The 19,197-nt window shown below is 45.1% G+C and carries 1 protein-coding gene; it reads left to right on the forward strand.

Annotation, left to right across the window (positions count from 1 at the left end):
- The first annotated feature begins 71 nt into the window (after window positions 1-71).
- Window positions 72-19,160: a non-ribosomal peptide synthetase gene (locus MHB78_RS10235; protein WP_065894575.1), complete on the forward strand. Its 19,089-nt coding sequence runs from the start codon at window positions 72-74 to the stop codon at window positions 19,158-19,160.
- The last annotated feature ends 37 nt before the right edge of the window (window positions 19,161-19,197 follow it).

A 19,197-nucleotide genomic window follows, 5' to 3' on the forward strand; every position in this document is an offset into this window, starting at 1 on the left:
CGGCAGCAGCCGCTGACATTGATGATGTGCATATCGAAAACTAAAGGAATTCTAGGAGCTGAGATTGCGATATGAAAACCAAAGTTGAGAAAATATATCCGTTATCAAACATGCAAAAAGGAATGCTGTTTCATGCCATGGAAGACAAAGCGTCATCTGCATATTTTGAGCAGCTTATCATCGATTTAAAAGGCCAAGTAGATGAGCAGATATTTGAGGACAGCCTGAATGAAGTTATGAAAAGGCATGAGATATTACGAGCATCATTTACCTACAAATTGGAGGAGCCGTTACACGTCATCATTAAAGATCGGAAAATAAAGTTTGAATACCGTGATATCCGCGATCAGCATAATCAGGACGATGTTTTGAGAAAATTTTTGCAAGAAGATAAACAAAAGGGGTTTGACTTGGCCAAAGAAACTTTGATGAGAGCCTGCCTCATCAGAAGGGATGAGGATTCATACCAATTGATCTGGACGTATCATCACATTTTGCTAGATGGCTGGTGCCTTGGGATTATATTGGATGAGCTCTTTACGATTTACGAAAAGAAACGAAAAGGCAAAAGGCATCAATTGGAGGACCCTAGACCATACAGTGACTATATCAAGTGGCTTGAAAGCCAGGATAAAGAGGAAGCCAAGGAATATTGGAAGCAATATTTAGAAGGCTGTGATCAAAAAACGATGATTCCCAAGCTGAGCACGCATTCCGGTGCACCTCAGCCTAAAAGAAAGGAAAAATTAATTGAATGTTCCGAAAAACTCACAAATGGCCTTTTGAAATTGGCAAATCGGAATCGTGTGACAATCAATACCGTTTTGCAAAGCATTTGGGGCGTAATTTTAGCAAGGTACAACAATAGCGAAGATGTGGTGTTCGGAACCGTTGTCTCCGGAAGGGATGCTGAGGTGGAAGGGATCGAAAAAATGGTCGGCGTCTTCATCAATACAATCCCGACCAGAATCAGGCTGGAAAGAGACATGAGCTTTAAAGATGTGTTAAGAAAAACACAATCTGACGCATTGGAAAGCAATCGCTACAATTATCTGAATTTAGCGGAGGTTCAATCGCTGAGCGAATTGAAACATGATTTGATCGATCATGTCATGGTATTTGAAAACTATGCCGTAGACCAAAAAGCGTTTGAACAAAGAAATGATTTAGGGTTTGAAATGGAGAATGTCGGAGGGGAAGAACAAACGAACTATAGCTTCAGCATCTCCGCCGGGCTTGACGGCCGCTTAAAGCTCTTGCTTATCTACGATGAGAATGTTTACGGCGAAGAGATTATCAATAATATCGAAAGGCATATCATAGCGGTCGCCGAACAAGTGGCTGAACATGATGAGAAAACATTAAGCGAAATCGAGCTTGTGTCAGAAGAAGAAAAACACATGCTCCTATACGAATTCAACGACACGAAAACCGATTACCCAAAAGACAAGACCCTCCATCAGCTGTTTGAGGAACAGGCGGAGAAAAACCCTGATCACAGGGCCGCCGTGTTCGGCAGCCGAAGCCTGACGTACAAGGAGCTGAATGAAAAAGCGAACCAGACAGCGAGACTGCTCAGGGAAAAAGGCGTTGGCGCAGGCTCTGTTGCGGCGATCCTCGCGGAGCGCTCCTTTGAGATGATCATCGGCATCATGGGAATTTTAAAGGCGGGGGCGGCGTATTTGCCGATTGATCCCGAAACGCCGAAAGACAGAATCGATTATATGTTGGAGAACAGCGGTGCAAAACTGGTATTAACAACAGAGCCATTGCTTGAAGGGTTTGATGTTGAGGCAGTTGACCTATGCTCCGGCGAGCTCCAAATGTTAAGCGTGAAAAACCTTCCGCATGTCAATCGTTCGGGTGATACAGCGTATATCGTATATACCTCCGGATCAACCGGAACGCCTAAAGGCGTGGTCATCCCGCACTACAGCGCCATCCGCGTCGTACGGAACACCAATTACATTGACATTCGGCACGACGACGTCATTCTTCAATTGTCGAACTACTCGTTTGACGGATCGGTGTTCGACATTTTCGGCGCTCTATTAAACGGCGCAACACTCGTCTTGATTGAAAAAGAAACGGTATTAAACATTCATGAGCTGGCAGAAGTGATCGACAAAGAGAAGGTCAGCGTGATGTTCATTACGACGGCGCTGTTCAATACACTTGCCGATATCAATCTCGACTGTCTGGCCAATCTGCGGAAAATATTGTTCGGCGGGGAGCGGGTCTCGATTCCGCACGCCAAAAAAGTGCTCGACCGCGTCGGAAAAGACAGGCTGATTCACGTGTACGGCCCGACGGAAAGCACGGTGTACGCAACATATTATGCCATTAACGAAATTGATGAAGAAGCCGATACGATTCCGATCGGCAGCCCGCTTGCGAATACGACGGCACTGATCATGGACGAACACGGCCGTCTCCTGCCGATCGGCGTTCCGGGCGAGCTTTGCATATCAGGAGACGGGTTAAGCAAAGGGTATTTAAACCGCGAAGAGCTGACAGCGGAAAAGTTTATCCCGCATCCGTTTATCCCGGGTGAGCGTCTGTATAAAACGGGAGACCTGGCGAAATGGCTGCCTGACGGAAACATCGAATTTATCGGCCGGATCGACCATCAGGTGAAAATCCGGGGCTTCCGGATCGAACTCGGCGAAATCGAAAGCCAGCTTCAGAAGCATGACGCCATCAGTGAAACGATCGTCACCGTCAGGGAAGACGGGGAGAGCCGCCCGTACATTTGCGCCTATATCACGGCAAAGTGCGAGATCGCGATCGGCGAGCTGAGGGAATGGTTGAGAAGCAAACTGCCGGAATACATGATCCCCGCCTATTTTGTCAAACTGGACAAGCTTCCTCTGACCAAAAACGGAAAAGTGGACAGAAAAGCATTGCCTGAGCCTGACAAAACGGCCGCATCAGAAACGGAGTATGAAGCGCCGAGGAATGAAACGGAAGAAAAGCTGGCAGCGATGTGGCGTGAAATTTTAGGCGTGAAGAAGATTGGAATCAATGACCGCTTCTTCGAAATGGGAGGCCACTCTCTCAAAGCCGCAGCGATGACGGCTAAAATTCAGAAGGAGCTGAAGACCGAAGTTCCTCTTAGGCAAATATTTAAAACGCCGACAATTAAAGGGCTTGGAGAGTTTATTCAATCAACGAAAAAAAGCGTTTATTCATCTATCAAAAAAGTGAAAGAAAAAGAATATTATCAGCTCTCATCCGCCCAAAAAAGATTATACATTCTCAACCAAATCGAAGAGAGCGGCTTGTCCTATAACATACCTTTTACAATGAAAGTAAAGGGCAGCTTTGATATACGCCGGTTTGAGGATGTATTGAAAAAATTAACGGAAAGGCACGAAGCGTTCAGAACCTCCTTCTTGATGGAGAATGGCGAGCCTGTTCAAAAGATTGAAAAGCATATCGATTTTCGCATCAAGTACAGCGAATTGGGATCTGATTGTATTTCAGACAAAATAAAGGCTTTTGTCAGACCGTTTGATTTGGAAAAAGCGCCGCTATTTCGAGCGGAAGTATTAAAGGTTGATGAAAAAGAACATATCATCATGTTTGATATGCATCATATCATTTCAGACGGCTCTTCCATGGGCGTGTTAACAAAAGAGATCTGCGATTTATACGAAGGAAAAGAACTCGCGCCGCTCAACATCCAATATAAGGACTACTCAGAATGGCAAAAAGCGTTTTATCAAAAAGATGAGATCAAAAAACAGAAACAATATTGGCTGAATGTCTTTAAAGATGACATTCCTGTCCTAGATATGCCGACCGACTTTCCAAGACCGCAAATACAAAGCGTGGAAGGCGACAGAATCGGTTTTAGAATTGGCGCCGAATTGACGAAGAAGCTTAATCTAATCGCCAAAAACAACGGAACCACCATGTATATGCTTCTTCTGGCTGCGTATACGGTATTGCTTTCAAAATATACGGGACAAGAAGATGTGGTCGTCGGATCGCCGATTCAAGGCAGACAGCATCATGATTTGAAGAATGTGATCGGAATGTTTGTCAATACGCTGGCTATGAGGACGTATCCAAAAGGCGGAAAGACATTTGCCGAATATTTAAAAGATGTAAAAGAAACTGCGCTGAAAGCGTATGAAAATCAGGATTATCAATTTGATGACCTCGTTGAACAGCTCGATCTTAACAGGGATATGAGCAGAAACCCGCTGTTTGATACGATGTTCGTCCTGCAAAACCTTGATCATGCTGATGCTGATATTAAAGGGCTGACGTTTGAAACATATGAAAGCGACATTCATATTTCAAAATTTGATTTCACATTATCGGCAATAGAGAAAGACTCCGGTATAGAGTTTGATTTGGAATACTGCACAAAATTGTTCAAAAAAGAAACGATTGAAAGAATGTCAAAGCATTTTGTCCGCGTTTTAAGGGAGATTTCGAATCATACTGACATCAGGCTGAATCAGATCGAGATATTGTCGGAAGATGAAAGGAACAAATTATTGTATCACTTTAATGATACAAAGACAGATTTTCCAACAGACAAAACGATATGCGAACTGATTGAGGAACGGGCTGAACAAACGCCTGACCATACAGCGCTGGTGTTTGACGATCAAAAGCTGACATACAGGGAACTGGATGAAAGATCAAATCAATTGGCCAGATTTTTAAGAGAGAAAGGTGTAGAACCGAACACCCCAGTTGGAATTATGGTGGAACGCTCTCCTGAAATGATCGTCGGAATCCTTGGAATTATGAAGGCCGGTGCCGCCTATCTGCCGCTTGATCCGGCATATCCGGAAGACAGGATCAAGTATATCCTTGAAGACAGTCAAACGAAGGTTCTTCTGACGCAAGATGCGCTTATGAAAGAACGGGCGTTGATAAAAGATGCCAGCCTTATGAAAATAGACATCCATGACGAACGGATCGCGGGGCAGGATGCGGATCGTCTGCTTCATGTTCATCACGGCGGGGACCTGGCATATATCATCTATACTTCCGGATCTACCGGGAAGCCGAAGGGCGTATTAATCGAACAAAAAGGCCTGTGCAATCTGGTTCATGCCGTCATTGAATTGATGCACATAAAGACGGATAGCAGAGTCGTTCAATTCGCTTCCCTTTCATTTGATGCTTCAGCATTTGAAATATTTTCGGCGCTGGCGGGAGGAGCCGCCTTGGTTTTGGGCCGACAAGAGGATCTGATGCCAGGACAGCCGCTGACAAGCTTTTTGCGCCATCATGAAATCACGCATGCGACTCTGCCGCCGACGGTTCTCAATAGTTTGGATGAACCTCGGTTGGACAACCTCAAAGTCATCGTATCCGCCGGTTCAGCGTGCAGCGAAGAACTTGCAAAAAGATGGTCCGGCAATCGGGTGTTTATCAACGCTTATGGACCGACGGAAACGACGGTCTGTGCAACCGCGGGGGTCTACAAAGGAGATGGCCGCCCGCATATCGGCCGCCCGATCGCCAATACAAACGTATATGTATTGGATCAAAACCAGCAGCCCGTCGCGGCAGGCGTCGTGGGAGAGCTGTGCGTCGGCGGGAGCGGTCTGGCCCGCGGGTATATAAACAAACCGGAACTTACGGCAGAAAAGTTTATCCCGAATCCGTTTGTACCTGCTGAAAAGCTGTATCGAACAGGAGACCTGGCCAGATGGCTTCCTGACGGAAATCTTGAGTTTTTAGGAAGAATCGACCATCAGGTGAAAATTCGCGGCTACCGGATTGAACTCGGCGAAATCGAGAATCAATTGCTCAAGCATGACGATATAGATGAAGCGGTTGTCATTTCCAGAACGGATAAAGACAATACCGATTATTTATGCGCTTATTTCGTTTCGAAAAAAGAAATGACGGCGACAGAAGTGAGCGAATGGCTCGAGAAAGAGCTTCCTCATTACATGATTCCGGCATATTTTGTCAAGCTTGATAAACTGCCGCTGACTTCAAACGATAAAGTTGACCGAAAAGCGCTGCCTGAACCTGACATGCGCATCGGCACTGGAGCGGAATACGAAGCGCCGCGGAATGAAACAGAGGCAAAACTTGTGGAAATATGGAGGGAGGTTCTCGGTGCACAGGATATCGGGATCAACCACCATTTCTTCGCCTCAGGCGGCGATTCGATAAAGGCGCTGCAGATCGTTTCAAAGCTCTCAAGGCTGAACCTGAAGCTTGAGATCAAGGATTTGTTTGCGAACCCTAAAATCAAAGATGTAAGCAAATACGTCAAAAAAGGAAGCGAACGGAAAAAAGCCTATGAAACGATTGAAGGAGAAACGGAATTAACGCCGATCCAACAATGGTTTTTCGAGAAAAACAAAGAAGAGATCGACCACTTCAACCAGTCGTTTATGATCTTTAGAAAGGGCGGCTTTGATGTAAAAAGCGTAAGAAAAGCCTTTCATAAAATAATGGAGCATCACGATGCCCTAAGGATGATCTATAAAGAACATGGCGGGGAGATCATTCAATATAACAGAGACTATCGGGAAAATCTTTTCGGTTTATACGTTCACAATCTGAAAGGTACAGAGAATACAGCGGAAAGGGTTCATGAACTGGCGACCGGTATTCAAAAGCAATCCTCCATCAAGGACGGGAAGCTGGTGAACCTCGGCATTTTCCAAACAGAAGAGGGCGATCATCTTTTGATTGTCATCCACCACCTTGTCGTTGACGGGGTGTCGTGGAGAATCCTGTTCGAAGACTTTGAAACATTGTACCATCAGGCATTAAAAGGCGAACCGCTCGACATCGGATACAAAACGGATTCCTATCAAGAATTCGCACGCCAATTAAAGGCGTACGCCAAGAGCCGCAAATTATTGAACGAGGCGGAGTATTGGCGCGGTATTGCACAGGCTGAAAGTCCATTCATTCCGCAAATCAAATCATTAAAAAGGGATACATTTGAGAACAGCACGACATTAAGCATCACGCTCGACAAAGAGACGACTTCGGCTCTACTAAGAAAAACAAACAGAGCCTACAACACGGAAATCAACGACATTTTATTAACCGCATTAATAGCCGGAGTCAGAGAAATGACCGGCGAAAATAAACTGAAAGTCATGATGGAAGGCCACGGCAGGGAAAGCATCCTTGACGGCGTTGACATCAGCCGGACGGTCGGCTGGTTTACGACGCTGTACCCGGTATTTATTGATTTGGGCAAAGAAACGGATATCTCCCAAAATATCAAAATGGTCAAAGAGACTTTGAGAAAAATACCGAATAAAGGAATGGGCTACGGGGTATTAAAATATGCGGCTCAAGACCCTGATTTAATCAATGAAGAGAAAGCGCAGATTTCATTCAACTATTTAGGTGAAATAGATGCTGACATTAACCGCGGCGAATTTTCAGGATCGGACTTACCTGAGGGTGAAAGCATCGGAGGAAAAATTGCTAGGGGCCGCTCAATCGAAATCAATTCCATCATCATGAATCATAAGTTAATGATTCAAACAACCTTTAATGAATTAGAATACACGAAAGAAACGATCAGCCGGCTGAATGAAAATTATAAAGAAAGCCTTGAAAAAATCATCAGCCATTGCGCAAGTCAAACGGAAAGCGAACGCACGCCGTTTGACTATGGAGATACGAACATCAGCTTAGATGAACTGGAAGAAATAAAAGGAAAATACGGAGAAGCCAAAATTGAGAAGATCTATCCGCTGGCCAATATGCAAAAGGGAATGCTGTTTCATGCCATTGAGGATCACACATCAAGCGCATATTTTCAGCAGACGGTTATGCAAATTGAAGGATATGTTGACCCGGATATTTTGGAGAAAAGCTTCAATGAGATCGTGAAGCGTCACGAAATATTGAGAGCCTCATTTGAATACGAAATCGTTGAGGACCCAAGGCAGGTCATTATCGAAGATCGGAAAATCGATTTTTACTATTGCGATATCGAAAAGAGCAGTCCTGCTCACAAGGATCGATTAATTGAAAGATACATTGCAGAAGACCGGGAAAAAGGCTTCGATTTAAGCAAGGATATGCTGATGAGGGTTTATTTGATCAAAACAGCCGGCGAATCATATCAACTGGTATGGAGCCACCATCACATCCTGCTGGATGGCTGGTGCCTCGGCATCATTCTGGGCGAGCTGTTTACCGTCTATGAAAAAATGATAAAAGGAGAAGCACATCGATTAAAAGAACCGAAGCCGTACAGCGACTATATTAAATGGCTGGAAAAACAAGACAAAGAGGAAGCGCGTCAATATTGGAGCACATATTTAGAAGGGTATGAAGAACAAGCGCAAATTCCTGCATGTAAGAACGGCAAAAAGAATGGACGGTATGACAGGCAAGAAAAGGTTATCAGCTTTTCAAAACAGCTTACACATCAAATCAAGGAATTTGCCGGCAGCAACAGCGTAACGTTCCATACGGTGCTTCAGACCATTTGGGGCCTTGTATTGGCGAAGTATAACAATATAGAAGATGTGGTGTTTGGAACGGTCGTTTCGGGAAGGGAAGCAAAAGTAGACGGAATCGAAGACATGATCGGCCTGTTTATCAATACCATCCCGACAAGAATCAGATTTGAAAAAAACAAGGGCATCAATGACATCTTAAAAACGGTTCAGGCCGAAGCGATCGAAAGCAATCGCTACAACTATATGAATCTCGCTGAAGTACAGGCATTGAGCGGTTTAAAAAAGGATCTGATCGATCATATTCTTGTGTTTGAAAATTATGAAGTTGACGAGCAGCTCCTGGAACAGAACCAGACGGAAACAGGCTTTAAAGTGAAAGGGATAAGCGCCGCAGAACAAAGCAATTACAGCTTTAGCATGTCGGCAACTCCGGGTGAACAGCTGACGCTGGTCTTAACATATGACGGTAATGTCTACGACGAAGAAATCATCGGCAATATCGAAAGCCACATCAAAAGAGCCGTTGAGCAAGTGGTGACGAATGAAAATCGGAAGATAAGCGAAATCGACATTCTCCCGGAAAAAGAAAGAAAAAGGATATTGTATGATTTCAACGATACGGCAGCTCATTATCCAAAAAATAAAACGATCCATCAGCTGTTTGAAGAGCAGGCGGAACGGACGCCTGAAAATATCGCGCTTGTTTTTGAAGAGCAAATGCTGACATACCGGGAGCTCAATGTAAAATCAAACAGGTTAGCGAAGATGTTAAGGGAAAAAGGCGTAAAACCTAATATGATCGTCGGTGTAATGGCGGAACGGTCAATGGAAATGATCATCGGCATGATTGCGGTGCTGAAATCCGGGGGAGCATACTTGCCGATCGATCCGGAATATCCGGAAGACCGGATCAAGTACATGCTGGAGGACAGCGGGATTCACATCCTGCTGAAAAAGGCGGATAAGCAAATAAACGTTGATTTCACCTGTATCGACATGAATAAAGATGTGCTGACAGATGACAGCGGCACAGAGAATTTGCAGCATGCCGCCGGCTCTGCCGATATGGCCTATATCATCTATACGTCGGGATCGACCGGAAAACCGAAAGGCGTTATGGTCAATCATCAATCGATTGTAAACACGTTGTGCTGGAGAAAACAAGCGTATGGCTACAGTCCAGCCGATACGACGCTGCAAGTCCCGTCCTTTTCATTTGACAGCTCTGTAGAAGATATTTTCACCTCGCTTCTTTCAGGGGCAACGCTCGTATTAATAAAAGATCTGAAAGTGAATGTCAATGAATTGATCAGCGTGCTGCGGACTCATAAAGTGACAAATTTTCTGGCCGTCCCGAGCTTTTATCAAAACGTGTTAAATACGATTGAGCATCCTTTGAACGATTTAAGGTTTGTCACGATTGCCGGGGAAGGCTTTAATGAACACCTGGTGCAGAAGCATTTTGAAAAGCTTCCGCACGTTCGATTATTTAATGAATACGGACCAACGGAAAACAGCGTTTGTTCGACATGGAGCGAATTGCGTAAAGGTGACCGAAAGGTTCTGATTGGAAGGCCGATCAGCAATCACAAAGTTTATATTCTGGATGCCGAACAGCGGGTGATGCCGCTCGGGGCTTCAGGCGAACTTTGTGTAAGCGGGGAAGGCCTGGCCCGCGGGTATTTAAACAACCCGGACCTTACCGCCGAAATGTTTGTGTCAAATCCGTTTATTCCGGGGGAAAGAATGTACCGCACAGGGGATCTCGCAAGACTTCTGCCGGACGGGAACATCGAATATTTAGGAAGAATCGATCATCAAGTCAAAATACGCGGTTTCAGAATCGAACTTGGGGAAATCGAAAATCAATTGCTCAAATATGAAGGCATTGACAGAGCGGCAGTCATTGCCAGAGAGTCTCAAGACGGCAGCAAATATCTTTGCGCGTACATCACGTCAGAAAAAACTGCGGGCATATCAGACATCAGAAAATATTTGCTGAAAGAACTTCCGGACTACATGGTTCCGCAATACTTTGTCAAGCTTGACCGGCTGCCGCTTACGGCAAACGGGAAAATCGACCGAAAAGCGCTTCCGGAACCGGACGGCTATGTCAGCTCGCCAGCGGAGTATGAAGCGCCTCGAAATGCAGCGGAAGAAAAGCTTGTTTCGATTTGGAAGGAAGTTTTAGGAATCGATAAAATCGGAATCAGCCATAACTTCTTCGAGATTGGCGGACATTCTCTCAAAGCCGCGGCTTTAGCTGCAAAAATGCATAAAGAACTGAATGTTGAAGTCCCTTTGCGGCAAATATTCGAAACCCCGACGATAAAGGATTTAGGCGAATTTATCGAATCGACAAAAGAAAGCCCGTATGCATCGATTGCGAAAGCGGAAGAAAAAGAACATTACACATTGTCATCTGCGCAGAGAAGGCTCTTTATCCTCAACCAAATCGAAGGCGGCGGCATCTCTTATAACATGCCTTTCGTCATGAAAATTGAAGGACGTTTTGATGTGCAGCGGCTGGAGGGGGCTTTCCGGCAGCTGATTCAAAGACACGAGGCTTTCAGGACATCGATTTTTATGGCTGACGGTGAACCTGTGCAGAAGATCGAAAAAGAAGTCGATTTTAACGTAAAGTACGGCCGGTTGGGAACAGAACGTCTCGAAGAGAAAATCAAAGCGTTTATCAGGCCGTTCGATCTGGCAAAGGCCCCGCTTTTAAGAGCGGAAGTATTAAAAGTGAACGATGAAGAGCATATTATGATGCTCGATATGCATCATATCATTTCTGACGGTGTATCGATGGCCATTTTTACAAAAGAGCTGGCCGAGTTGTATGAGGGAAAATCATTGCCGCCATTATCGATTCAGTATAAAGACTTTTCCGAGTGGCAGAAGCAATTCTTCCAAAAAGAAGAAATGAAACGGCAGGAAGAATACTGGCTTAATGTCTTTAAAGACGATGTCCCGGTTCTGAATTTGCCGACCGATTATAAAAGGCCGCAAAATCGCCAATTTGAAGGGGATATCCTTCAGTTTGAAATCGACGGCGAAACAACCGGCAAGCTTAGGAGGCTGGCGAAAGAATACGGCGTTACAATGTATATGCTGCTTTTGGCCGGCTACACAACATTGCTTTCAAAGTATACCGGCCAGGAAGATATTGTCGTTGGTTCGCCGATAGCGGGAAGATACCACAGCGATATGAAGCAAGTGATCGGAATGTTTCTCAATACGCTTGCCATGAGGAACTATCCAAAAGGCGGCATGAAATTTGCTGATTATTTACAAGAAGTCAAGGAGACGGCGCTGAAAGCATATGAAAATCAGGACTATCAATTTGACGAACTGGTCGAGAAGCTCAATGTCAAACGGGATATGAGCAGAAATGCGCTGTTTGATACGATGCTTGTTCTGCAAAACTTTGACAGCGATGAATTTGCGATTCAAGGGCTCAAGTTTAAACCGCTCAAAACGGACATGCATATATCAAAATTTGATTTGACGCTGACAGCGGCCGAAACAGACGAAAATATTCAATGCGTCCTCAACTACTGCACAAAGCTGTTTCAGCGGGCGACCATTGAAAGAATGGCACGGCATTTTTCCAATATTTTAAAAGCTCTAGCAAACGATCCTGAGATTCGGCTACATGACGTCGATATGCTGTCACAGGATGAAACGAATCGGCTTTTATATAAATGCAACGGGAAACAGGCCGATTATCCAAAGGATAGGACGATCAGCGAGCTGTTTGAAAAACAGGCGGAGAAAACACCTGACAAAACCGCGGTGGTATTTGAGGACCAAAAGCTGACGTACCGGGAACTGAACGAAAAATCAAATCAGCTGGCAAGGCTGCTGAGAGAAAAAGGAGCAGATGCAGACGTCGCAGTCGGCATCATGGTTGAACCGTCGCTTGAGATGATCATTTCCATTCTGGCTGTACTGAAATCCGGAGCTGCATTTCTGCCGATCGATACGGAGCAGATTGCCAAAAGAACAAATGACATTCTGAGTGACAGCGGGGCGGACATATTGCTTGTCAAAGGCTCCGTCAAGGAAAACGTCGTCTTTAACGGAGACATCGTCAATGTAGATGACGGTGCGGCATATGCAAAAGCTTCGTCAAACTTGTCTGCGTGCACCGCGGCTGACAGCTGCGCTTATATCATTTACACATCAGGCTCCACCGGAAAACCGAAAGGGGTACTGGCAAAGCATTACAATGCGGTGAACTATACAGCGTGGTTTATAAAGGAAGCGGCTCTGAAGGAAAACGATAAAGCGATGCTGGTGTCTTCCTATGCGTTTGATCTGGGTTATACAAGCATATTCTCATCCCTTTTAAGCGGAAGCGAACTGCATATCGCGCGGAAAGAGCTCTATACAAACGCACATCGGGCCTTGACGTATATTAAAGAAAATGAAATCACCTATATGAAGCTGACACCGTCGCTATTTAACATTTTGGTCAATGATCCCGGCTTTTCCGCCGAAAATGCATTAGACAAGCTCAGGCTTGTTGTCTTGGGCGGAGAGATGATCAACACGAAAGACGTAGAAACTTATTTAAAGCAATATCCGAATCACATGATCATGAACCATTACGGACCTACTGAAACGACAATCGGCTCGGTTTTTCAAATGATCGATTCAAAACGCCTTCATTCCTTCAAAGAACGTCCGGTCATCGGCGCTCCGATTCATAATACGAAGGTATATGTACTGGATCAAAACATGAATCCCGTTCCGGAAGGCGTATTTGGGGAATTGTGCATCGCGGGAGACGGAGTGACAGGCGGTTATCTAAACAGGCCTGATTTGACGGCAGAAAAATTCGTTGAAAATCCGTTTTCGCCAAATGAACGAATGTACCGGACGGGAGATTTCGCCAGACGGTTAAGCGACGGCAGCATCGAGCTTTCAGGCCGGATGGACAGCCAAGTAAAGATCAGGGGTTACAGAATCGAAACGGAAGAAATCAAAAATACATTGTTGAAACACGAACAGATAAAAGAAACCCAAATCGCTGTCAAAGAGGATCAGAACGGCGTCAGACAGCTTTGCGCATATGTGACGTCAGACGTGAACATGACGTTCGAAGACGTAAGAACTTATCTAAAGGGTGAACTCCCTGATTACATGATTCCGTCATGTATTGTCCAAGTTGATAGCATGCCGCTGACAGCCAACGGAAAAATTGATACGGCCGCATTGCCCGAGCCAAAGATGAGCCAAGAGGCTGCGTTTGAAGCGCCGCGAAACGCTGCGGAAGAAACGATGGTCAAGGTCTGGCAAGAAGTTCTGGGGGTTGAAAAGATAGGAATCACCCATAACTTCTTTGCGCTGGGCGGAGACTCCATTAAAGCGCTGCAGATTATTTCGAGATTATCAAGAGAAGGCATTGGGCTTGACATGAAGGATTTATTTGCCAATCCGGAAATCAAGTTTTTAAGCAAATATGCCAAGGCCGAAACAGATAAAACGGCATCCTATGAAGCGGTTGAGGGAGAGGTTCTGTTAACGCCGATTCAGCAGGAATTCTTCGCGCAGAACAAACAAGGCAGAAACCATTATAATCATGCGGTGATGCTGTTTAGAAAAAGCGGATTTAACGCGAGGCTGGTCAAACAGGTATTTGAAGAATTAGTAAAGCACCACGATGCTCTCAGAATGATATTTAAAGAAGAAAACGGGAAGGTCGTTCAGTTTAACCGGGGAGCGGACAGCCATCAGTTTGATTTATGCGTATATGACGTCTCACAAGAAAAAGACCAGCGCCAAAAGGTTCATCAATTGGCAACGGAGATCCAGCAAAGCATCGATATCGAAAATGGTCCCTTGGTGAAAACGGCGATCTTTAATACGGATGAAGGAGATCACCTTTTGATCGTGATCCATCACCTCGTCACCGATGGAATATCCTGGAGGATATTGTTTGAAGACCTGGCGCTTGGGTACAGCCGATTAGAAGCCGGAAAAACAATAGAATTCTATCCGAAAACGGCTTCTTACCAAGAATTTGCACAGAAAATTGCAGACTATTCAAGAACGGAAAAGCTGCTGAAGGAAAAGGACTACTGGTGTCAAGCCTTAAGTGAAAACATCGGGTTCCTGGAAATGAAGGAAGCAGCCGGCGTATTCAAATATGAAGACAGCCGCACGTTAAATACGGAACTCGGTGAAGAAGACACAAGGCGGCTGCTGAGGGAAACAAACCAAGCTTATCATACCGAAATCAACGATCTTTTGATCACGGCGCTTCTCGTAGCTGCAAGGGATGTAACAGGCCATACAAGCTTGAGAATCAGCATGGAAGGACACGGAAGGGAAAAGGCAATAGGCGGCATCGACGTCAGCCGCACGATCGGGTGGTTTACGTCCAAATATCCGGTATTCATCGATTTGGGAGAGGAAAAAGGCATCTCATCCAATATTAAAATAGTCAAAGAAACGTTGAGAAAAGTACCAAACAAAGGAATAGGATACGGGATATTAAAATATACCGCAAAGGACGCAGATCTCATAAAAGGTGCAAACACCCCGATTTTGTTTAATTATTTGGGACAGCTTGATGAAGACATCAACAGCAAAGAATTTACTTCATCATGGCTTTCGCCGGGAGAATCGATAGGAAACGGCATCACGAGAGAAAATCCGATGGAAATAAACGCGCTTGTGTTTAATGGACGGTTGACCATTCAAACGACATACAACGCGAAAGTATTCGATGAAGACACCGTCAGCACCTTTGCAGAAGCATATAAAACAGCTCTTAAAACCATCATCAGCCACTGCGCAGCCAAAGAAGAGCCGGAAAAAACGCCATCCGATTACGGCGACAAGTCCATCAGCTTGCATCAGCTTGAGGAGATCAAACGGAAATATAAGGGGATGGAAATCGAAAAAATATATCCGCTCGCCAACATGCAAAAAGGCATGCTGTTCCACGCGCTTGAAGACAAGGAATCGAAAGCGTATTTTGAACAAATGGCCATCGATATGAAGGGATATATTGATGAAAGGCTGTTTGAAGAAAGCTTCAATGCTATCATGAATCGGCACGAAATACTAAGGGCTTCGGTTGAGTACGACATCACGGAAGAACCGAGGAACGTGATCATTAAGGACAGAAAGATAAACCTTCTGTATCTTGATATAAGACATCAAAGCCCGGATAAACAAGAGCTCACAGTTGAACAGTACCTCAAGGCAGACAGGGAAAAAGGTTTTCATTTAAGCAAAGAAACATTGATCAGAGCGGCGCTTGTGAGAACCGCAGATGACGCCTATACGTTCATCTGGACAAACCACCACATCCTTCTGGATGGCTGGTGCAGGGGAATTATTTTGGGAGAGCTGTTCCACATCTATCATAAGAAAGCAGCCGGTCAAGAGATTCAGCTTGAAGACGGAAGACCGTACAGCGATTATATGAAGTGGCTCGAAGAACAGGATAAAGAAGCAGGAAGAGCGTATTGGAAGCATTACTTATCGGGATTCGCCGAAAAATCGCACATTTCGGTTTTAGGAAGCCCAACCGGAAACGGAGAATATCAAAGAAAGGAAACCGTTGCTGAATTCCCGGCAGAATTGACCCGCCGAATTACAGAACTCGCCAATCGGAACAGCGTGACGGTCCATACCGTATTGCAGAGCGCTTGGGGGATTATGCTGGCAAGATACAACCAAACCGAAGACGTCGTGTTCGGTACCGTCATCTCGGGAAGGGATGCCCAAGTAGACGGAATAGAGAAAATGGTCGGGCTTTTCATCAATACGATACCGACCAGGATCAGAGCCGGCAGAAATCAAAGCTTTAGGGATGTGGTAACGAAAGTTCAGGCAGATGCTTTAGAAAGCGGCAAATACAATTACATGAATCTGTCGGAAGTACAGTCGCAGAGCGAGTTAAAAAGAGATCTCTTGGACCATGTGATGATTTTCGAAAATTATGCAATTGACCAGAGCGCCTTTGAGCCTGATGAAAAAACGGATTTTGTTTATAAAGAAATTCATGCTGAAGAACAAACGAATTACGGATTTAATATCGTGGCAATTCCAGGCGAACGGTTAGCCGTCAAATTCACGTATGACGGAAATGTTTATCATGACCAAGTCATCAACAGCATGAAAAAACACCTTCAGCATGTGCTCGAGCAGGTTGTTAAAAATGAAGATCAAACGATAAGCGAAATCAAGCTCCTTTCGGAAGAAGAACGAAATATGCTGTTGTACCGGTTTAATGATACAAAGGCGGATTATCCGAAAGACAAGACGATTCATCAGTTATTTGAAGAACAGGCCGAAAAGACCCCTGAGCTGACAGCCGTTGTGTTTGGAGATGACAAGCTGACATATCGGGAGCTGAATGAAAAATCAAATCAGCTCGCAAGATATCTCAGGGAAAAAGGGGTAGGACCAGATACAATCGTTGCCATCATGGCAGAACGTTCCCTGGAAATGATGGTTGGAATCATGGGAATTTTGAAGTCCGGAGGAGCCTATTTGCCGATTGATCCCGAATATCCGAAGGAGCGAATCGAGTATATGCTTGACGACAGCGGAGCGGAAATTATCCTTGTGGACAAAAAGACGGGCGCCATCGGACAACGCCAGGAAGCCGTATATCTGGACGGCGGCTTCGATAGCTTATCCGCCGATCGGCTGGAACCGGCCGGTGATCCCGACAGTCTCGCGTATATCATCTATACGTCAGGCTCGACAGGAAAACCGAAAGGGACGATGATCAGGCAAAGAGGACTGGTGAATTATATCACATGGGCTGACCAAGTTTATGTTCAAGGCGAAAAGCTTGATTTTGCCCTCTATTCATCAGTTGCTTTCGATCTGACGGTGACATCCATATTTACGCCGTTAATTTCAGGCAATAAAGTGATTGTCTATCAGCATAGCGATGACGGGGAACCGGTCATCAGAAAAGTGTTCAAGGACAAGAAAGCCGGGATCGTCAAATTGACGCCGTCGCATTTAAGCCTTGTCAGAGACTTGGACGGAAGCGGATCAAGCATAAAGCGGCTGATCGTAGGAGGGGAAGATTTAAAATCCGAGCTGGCAAAAGAAATCTCTGAAAGGTTCCAATCAAAGATTGAGATTTATAATGAGTACGGGCCAACAGAAACGGTTGTCGGCTGCATGATTTACCAATATGATGCCGAACGGGACCGCCATGTTTCAGTTCCTATCGGCAAGCCGGGCCGGAATGTCCAGCTTTACATTTTGGATGATCAACAAGAAGTTCAGCCGATCGGTATCGCCGGAGAGCTGTATATTAGCGGAGACGGAGTGGCGAAAGGCTATCTGAACAAGCCGGAGCTGACGGCTGAAAGGTTCCTGCCGAACCCGTTTTTGCCCGGTGAAAGGATGTACCGGACGGGAGATCTCGCAAGGCTTCGGCCGGATGGGAATATCGAGTTTTTGGGACGGATCGACCACCAGGTGAAAATCCGCGGGTATCGCATCGAGCTTGGAGAAATAGAGAACCGATTATTACGGCATAAGGATATAAAGGAAACGGCTGTTACCGCGAAAACGGATCACAGCGGCATTCAGTACCTTTGCGCATACATCGTTTTGGAAAAAGGCAGAACAGAAATCAGCCAGGCGGAAATAAAAGAGTTTTTGTCAAAAGAGCTTCCGGATTACATGGTTCCGTCGTATTTGCTGACGCTTGATACATTGCCGCTCACACCAAACGGAAAAGTCGATTTGAAGGCACTTCCTGAGCCTGACCGAAATGCAGCAGCGGAAACGGATTACGTGCCTCCGGCAAGCGAGCTTGAAGAAAAAATTGCTGCCGTATGGGAAGGCATCTTAAACATCAAACCGATCAGCATAAGCGCCAACCTATTCGATATCGGGGCAAACTCTTTACACGTCATGTCATTTGTGTCAAGACTCTATACAGAGCTGGGCTTTAGAGTTCCGTTTAAGGACATTTTTGCGAAGCCGACGATCCAAAAACTAGCGGACTTCTTAAAAAATGCGCAGCAATTGTTAAAAGACTATACAGATGATTGCATACAGCTGAGCAGCACGGCAGAAAACAGCAAAACGTTGTTCTGCTTTCCGCCGGCGGCTTCTATGGGGATTGCCTACATGGGCCTGGCCGAGCATTTGGATCAGTATTCCGTATACAGCTTCAACTTCATTCAATCTGAAAACCGGATTGAAAAATACGTGAACATCATCAGAAATATTCAGGCGGAAGGGCCATACACGCTCATAGGATATTCGTCGGGAGGCGTGCTCGCATTTGATGTGGCAAAAGAAATGAACCGCCGAGGATATGAAGTGGAAGATCTGATTATCATCGATTCAAGATACCGTACAGAAGCGGAGAAAGATCAGTTCACAGAGGAGGAATACAGGAAGGAGATCTATAAAACATTTGATCTTGAGAAATATAAGGATTTAGCAAAGCTCATGAGCGACTATTTGGTTGAATTAATTATGAAGTCTTATGTATATGTCCAGAACACGATCACGTCCGGTACAATTGACGGTGATATAAGCTATATCAAGTCAGTGAAAGAACCTCGGAATGACGATTTCATGATGTGGAAAAACGCGACGGACAAAGCGTTTACAGTGATCCAAGGCGCTGGGGAACATATGCAAATGATTTCTAAATCCCATCCTGACATTCTCGAACAAAACGCTAAATTGATTCATGGAATCGTCAATAAGACTGTAAGAATTTAAGCGGAAAAGGCATCCTGCTGAAAAGGGATGCCTTTTT

It is taken from the genome of Bacillus sp. FSL K6-0138 (genome assembly GCF_037982765.1).
GTDB lineage: Bacteria > Bacillota > Bacilli > Bacillales > Bacillaceae > Bacillus > Bacillus glycinifermentans.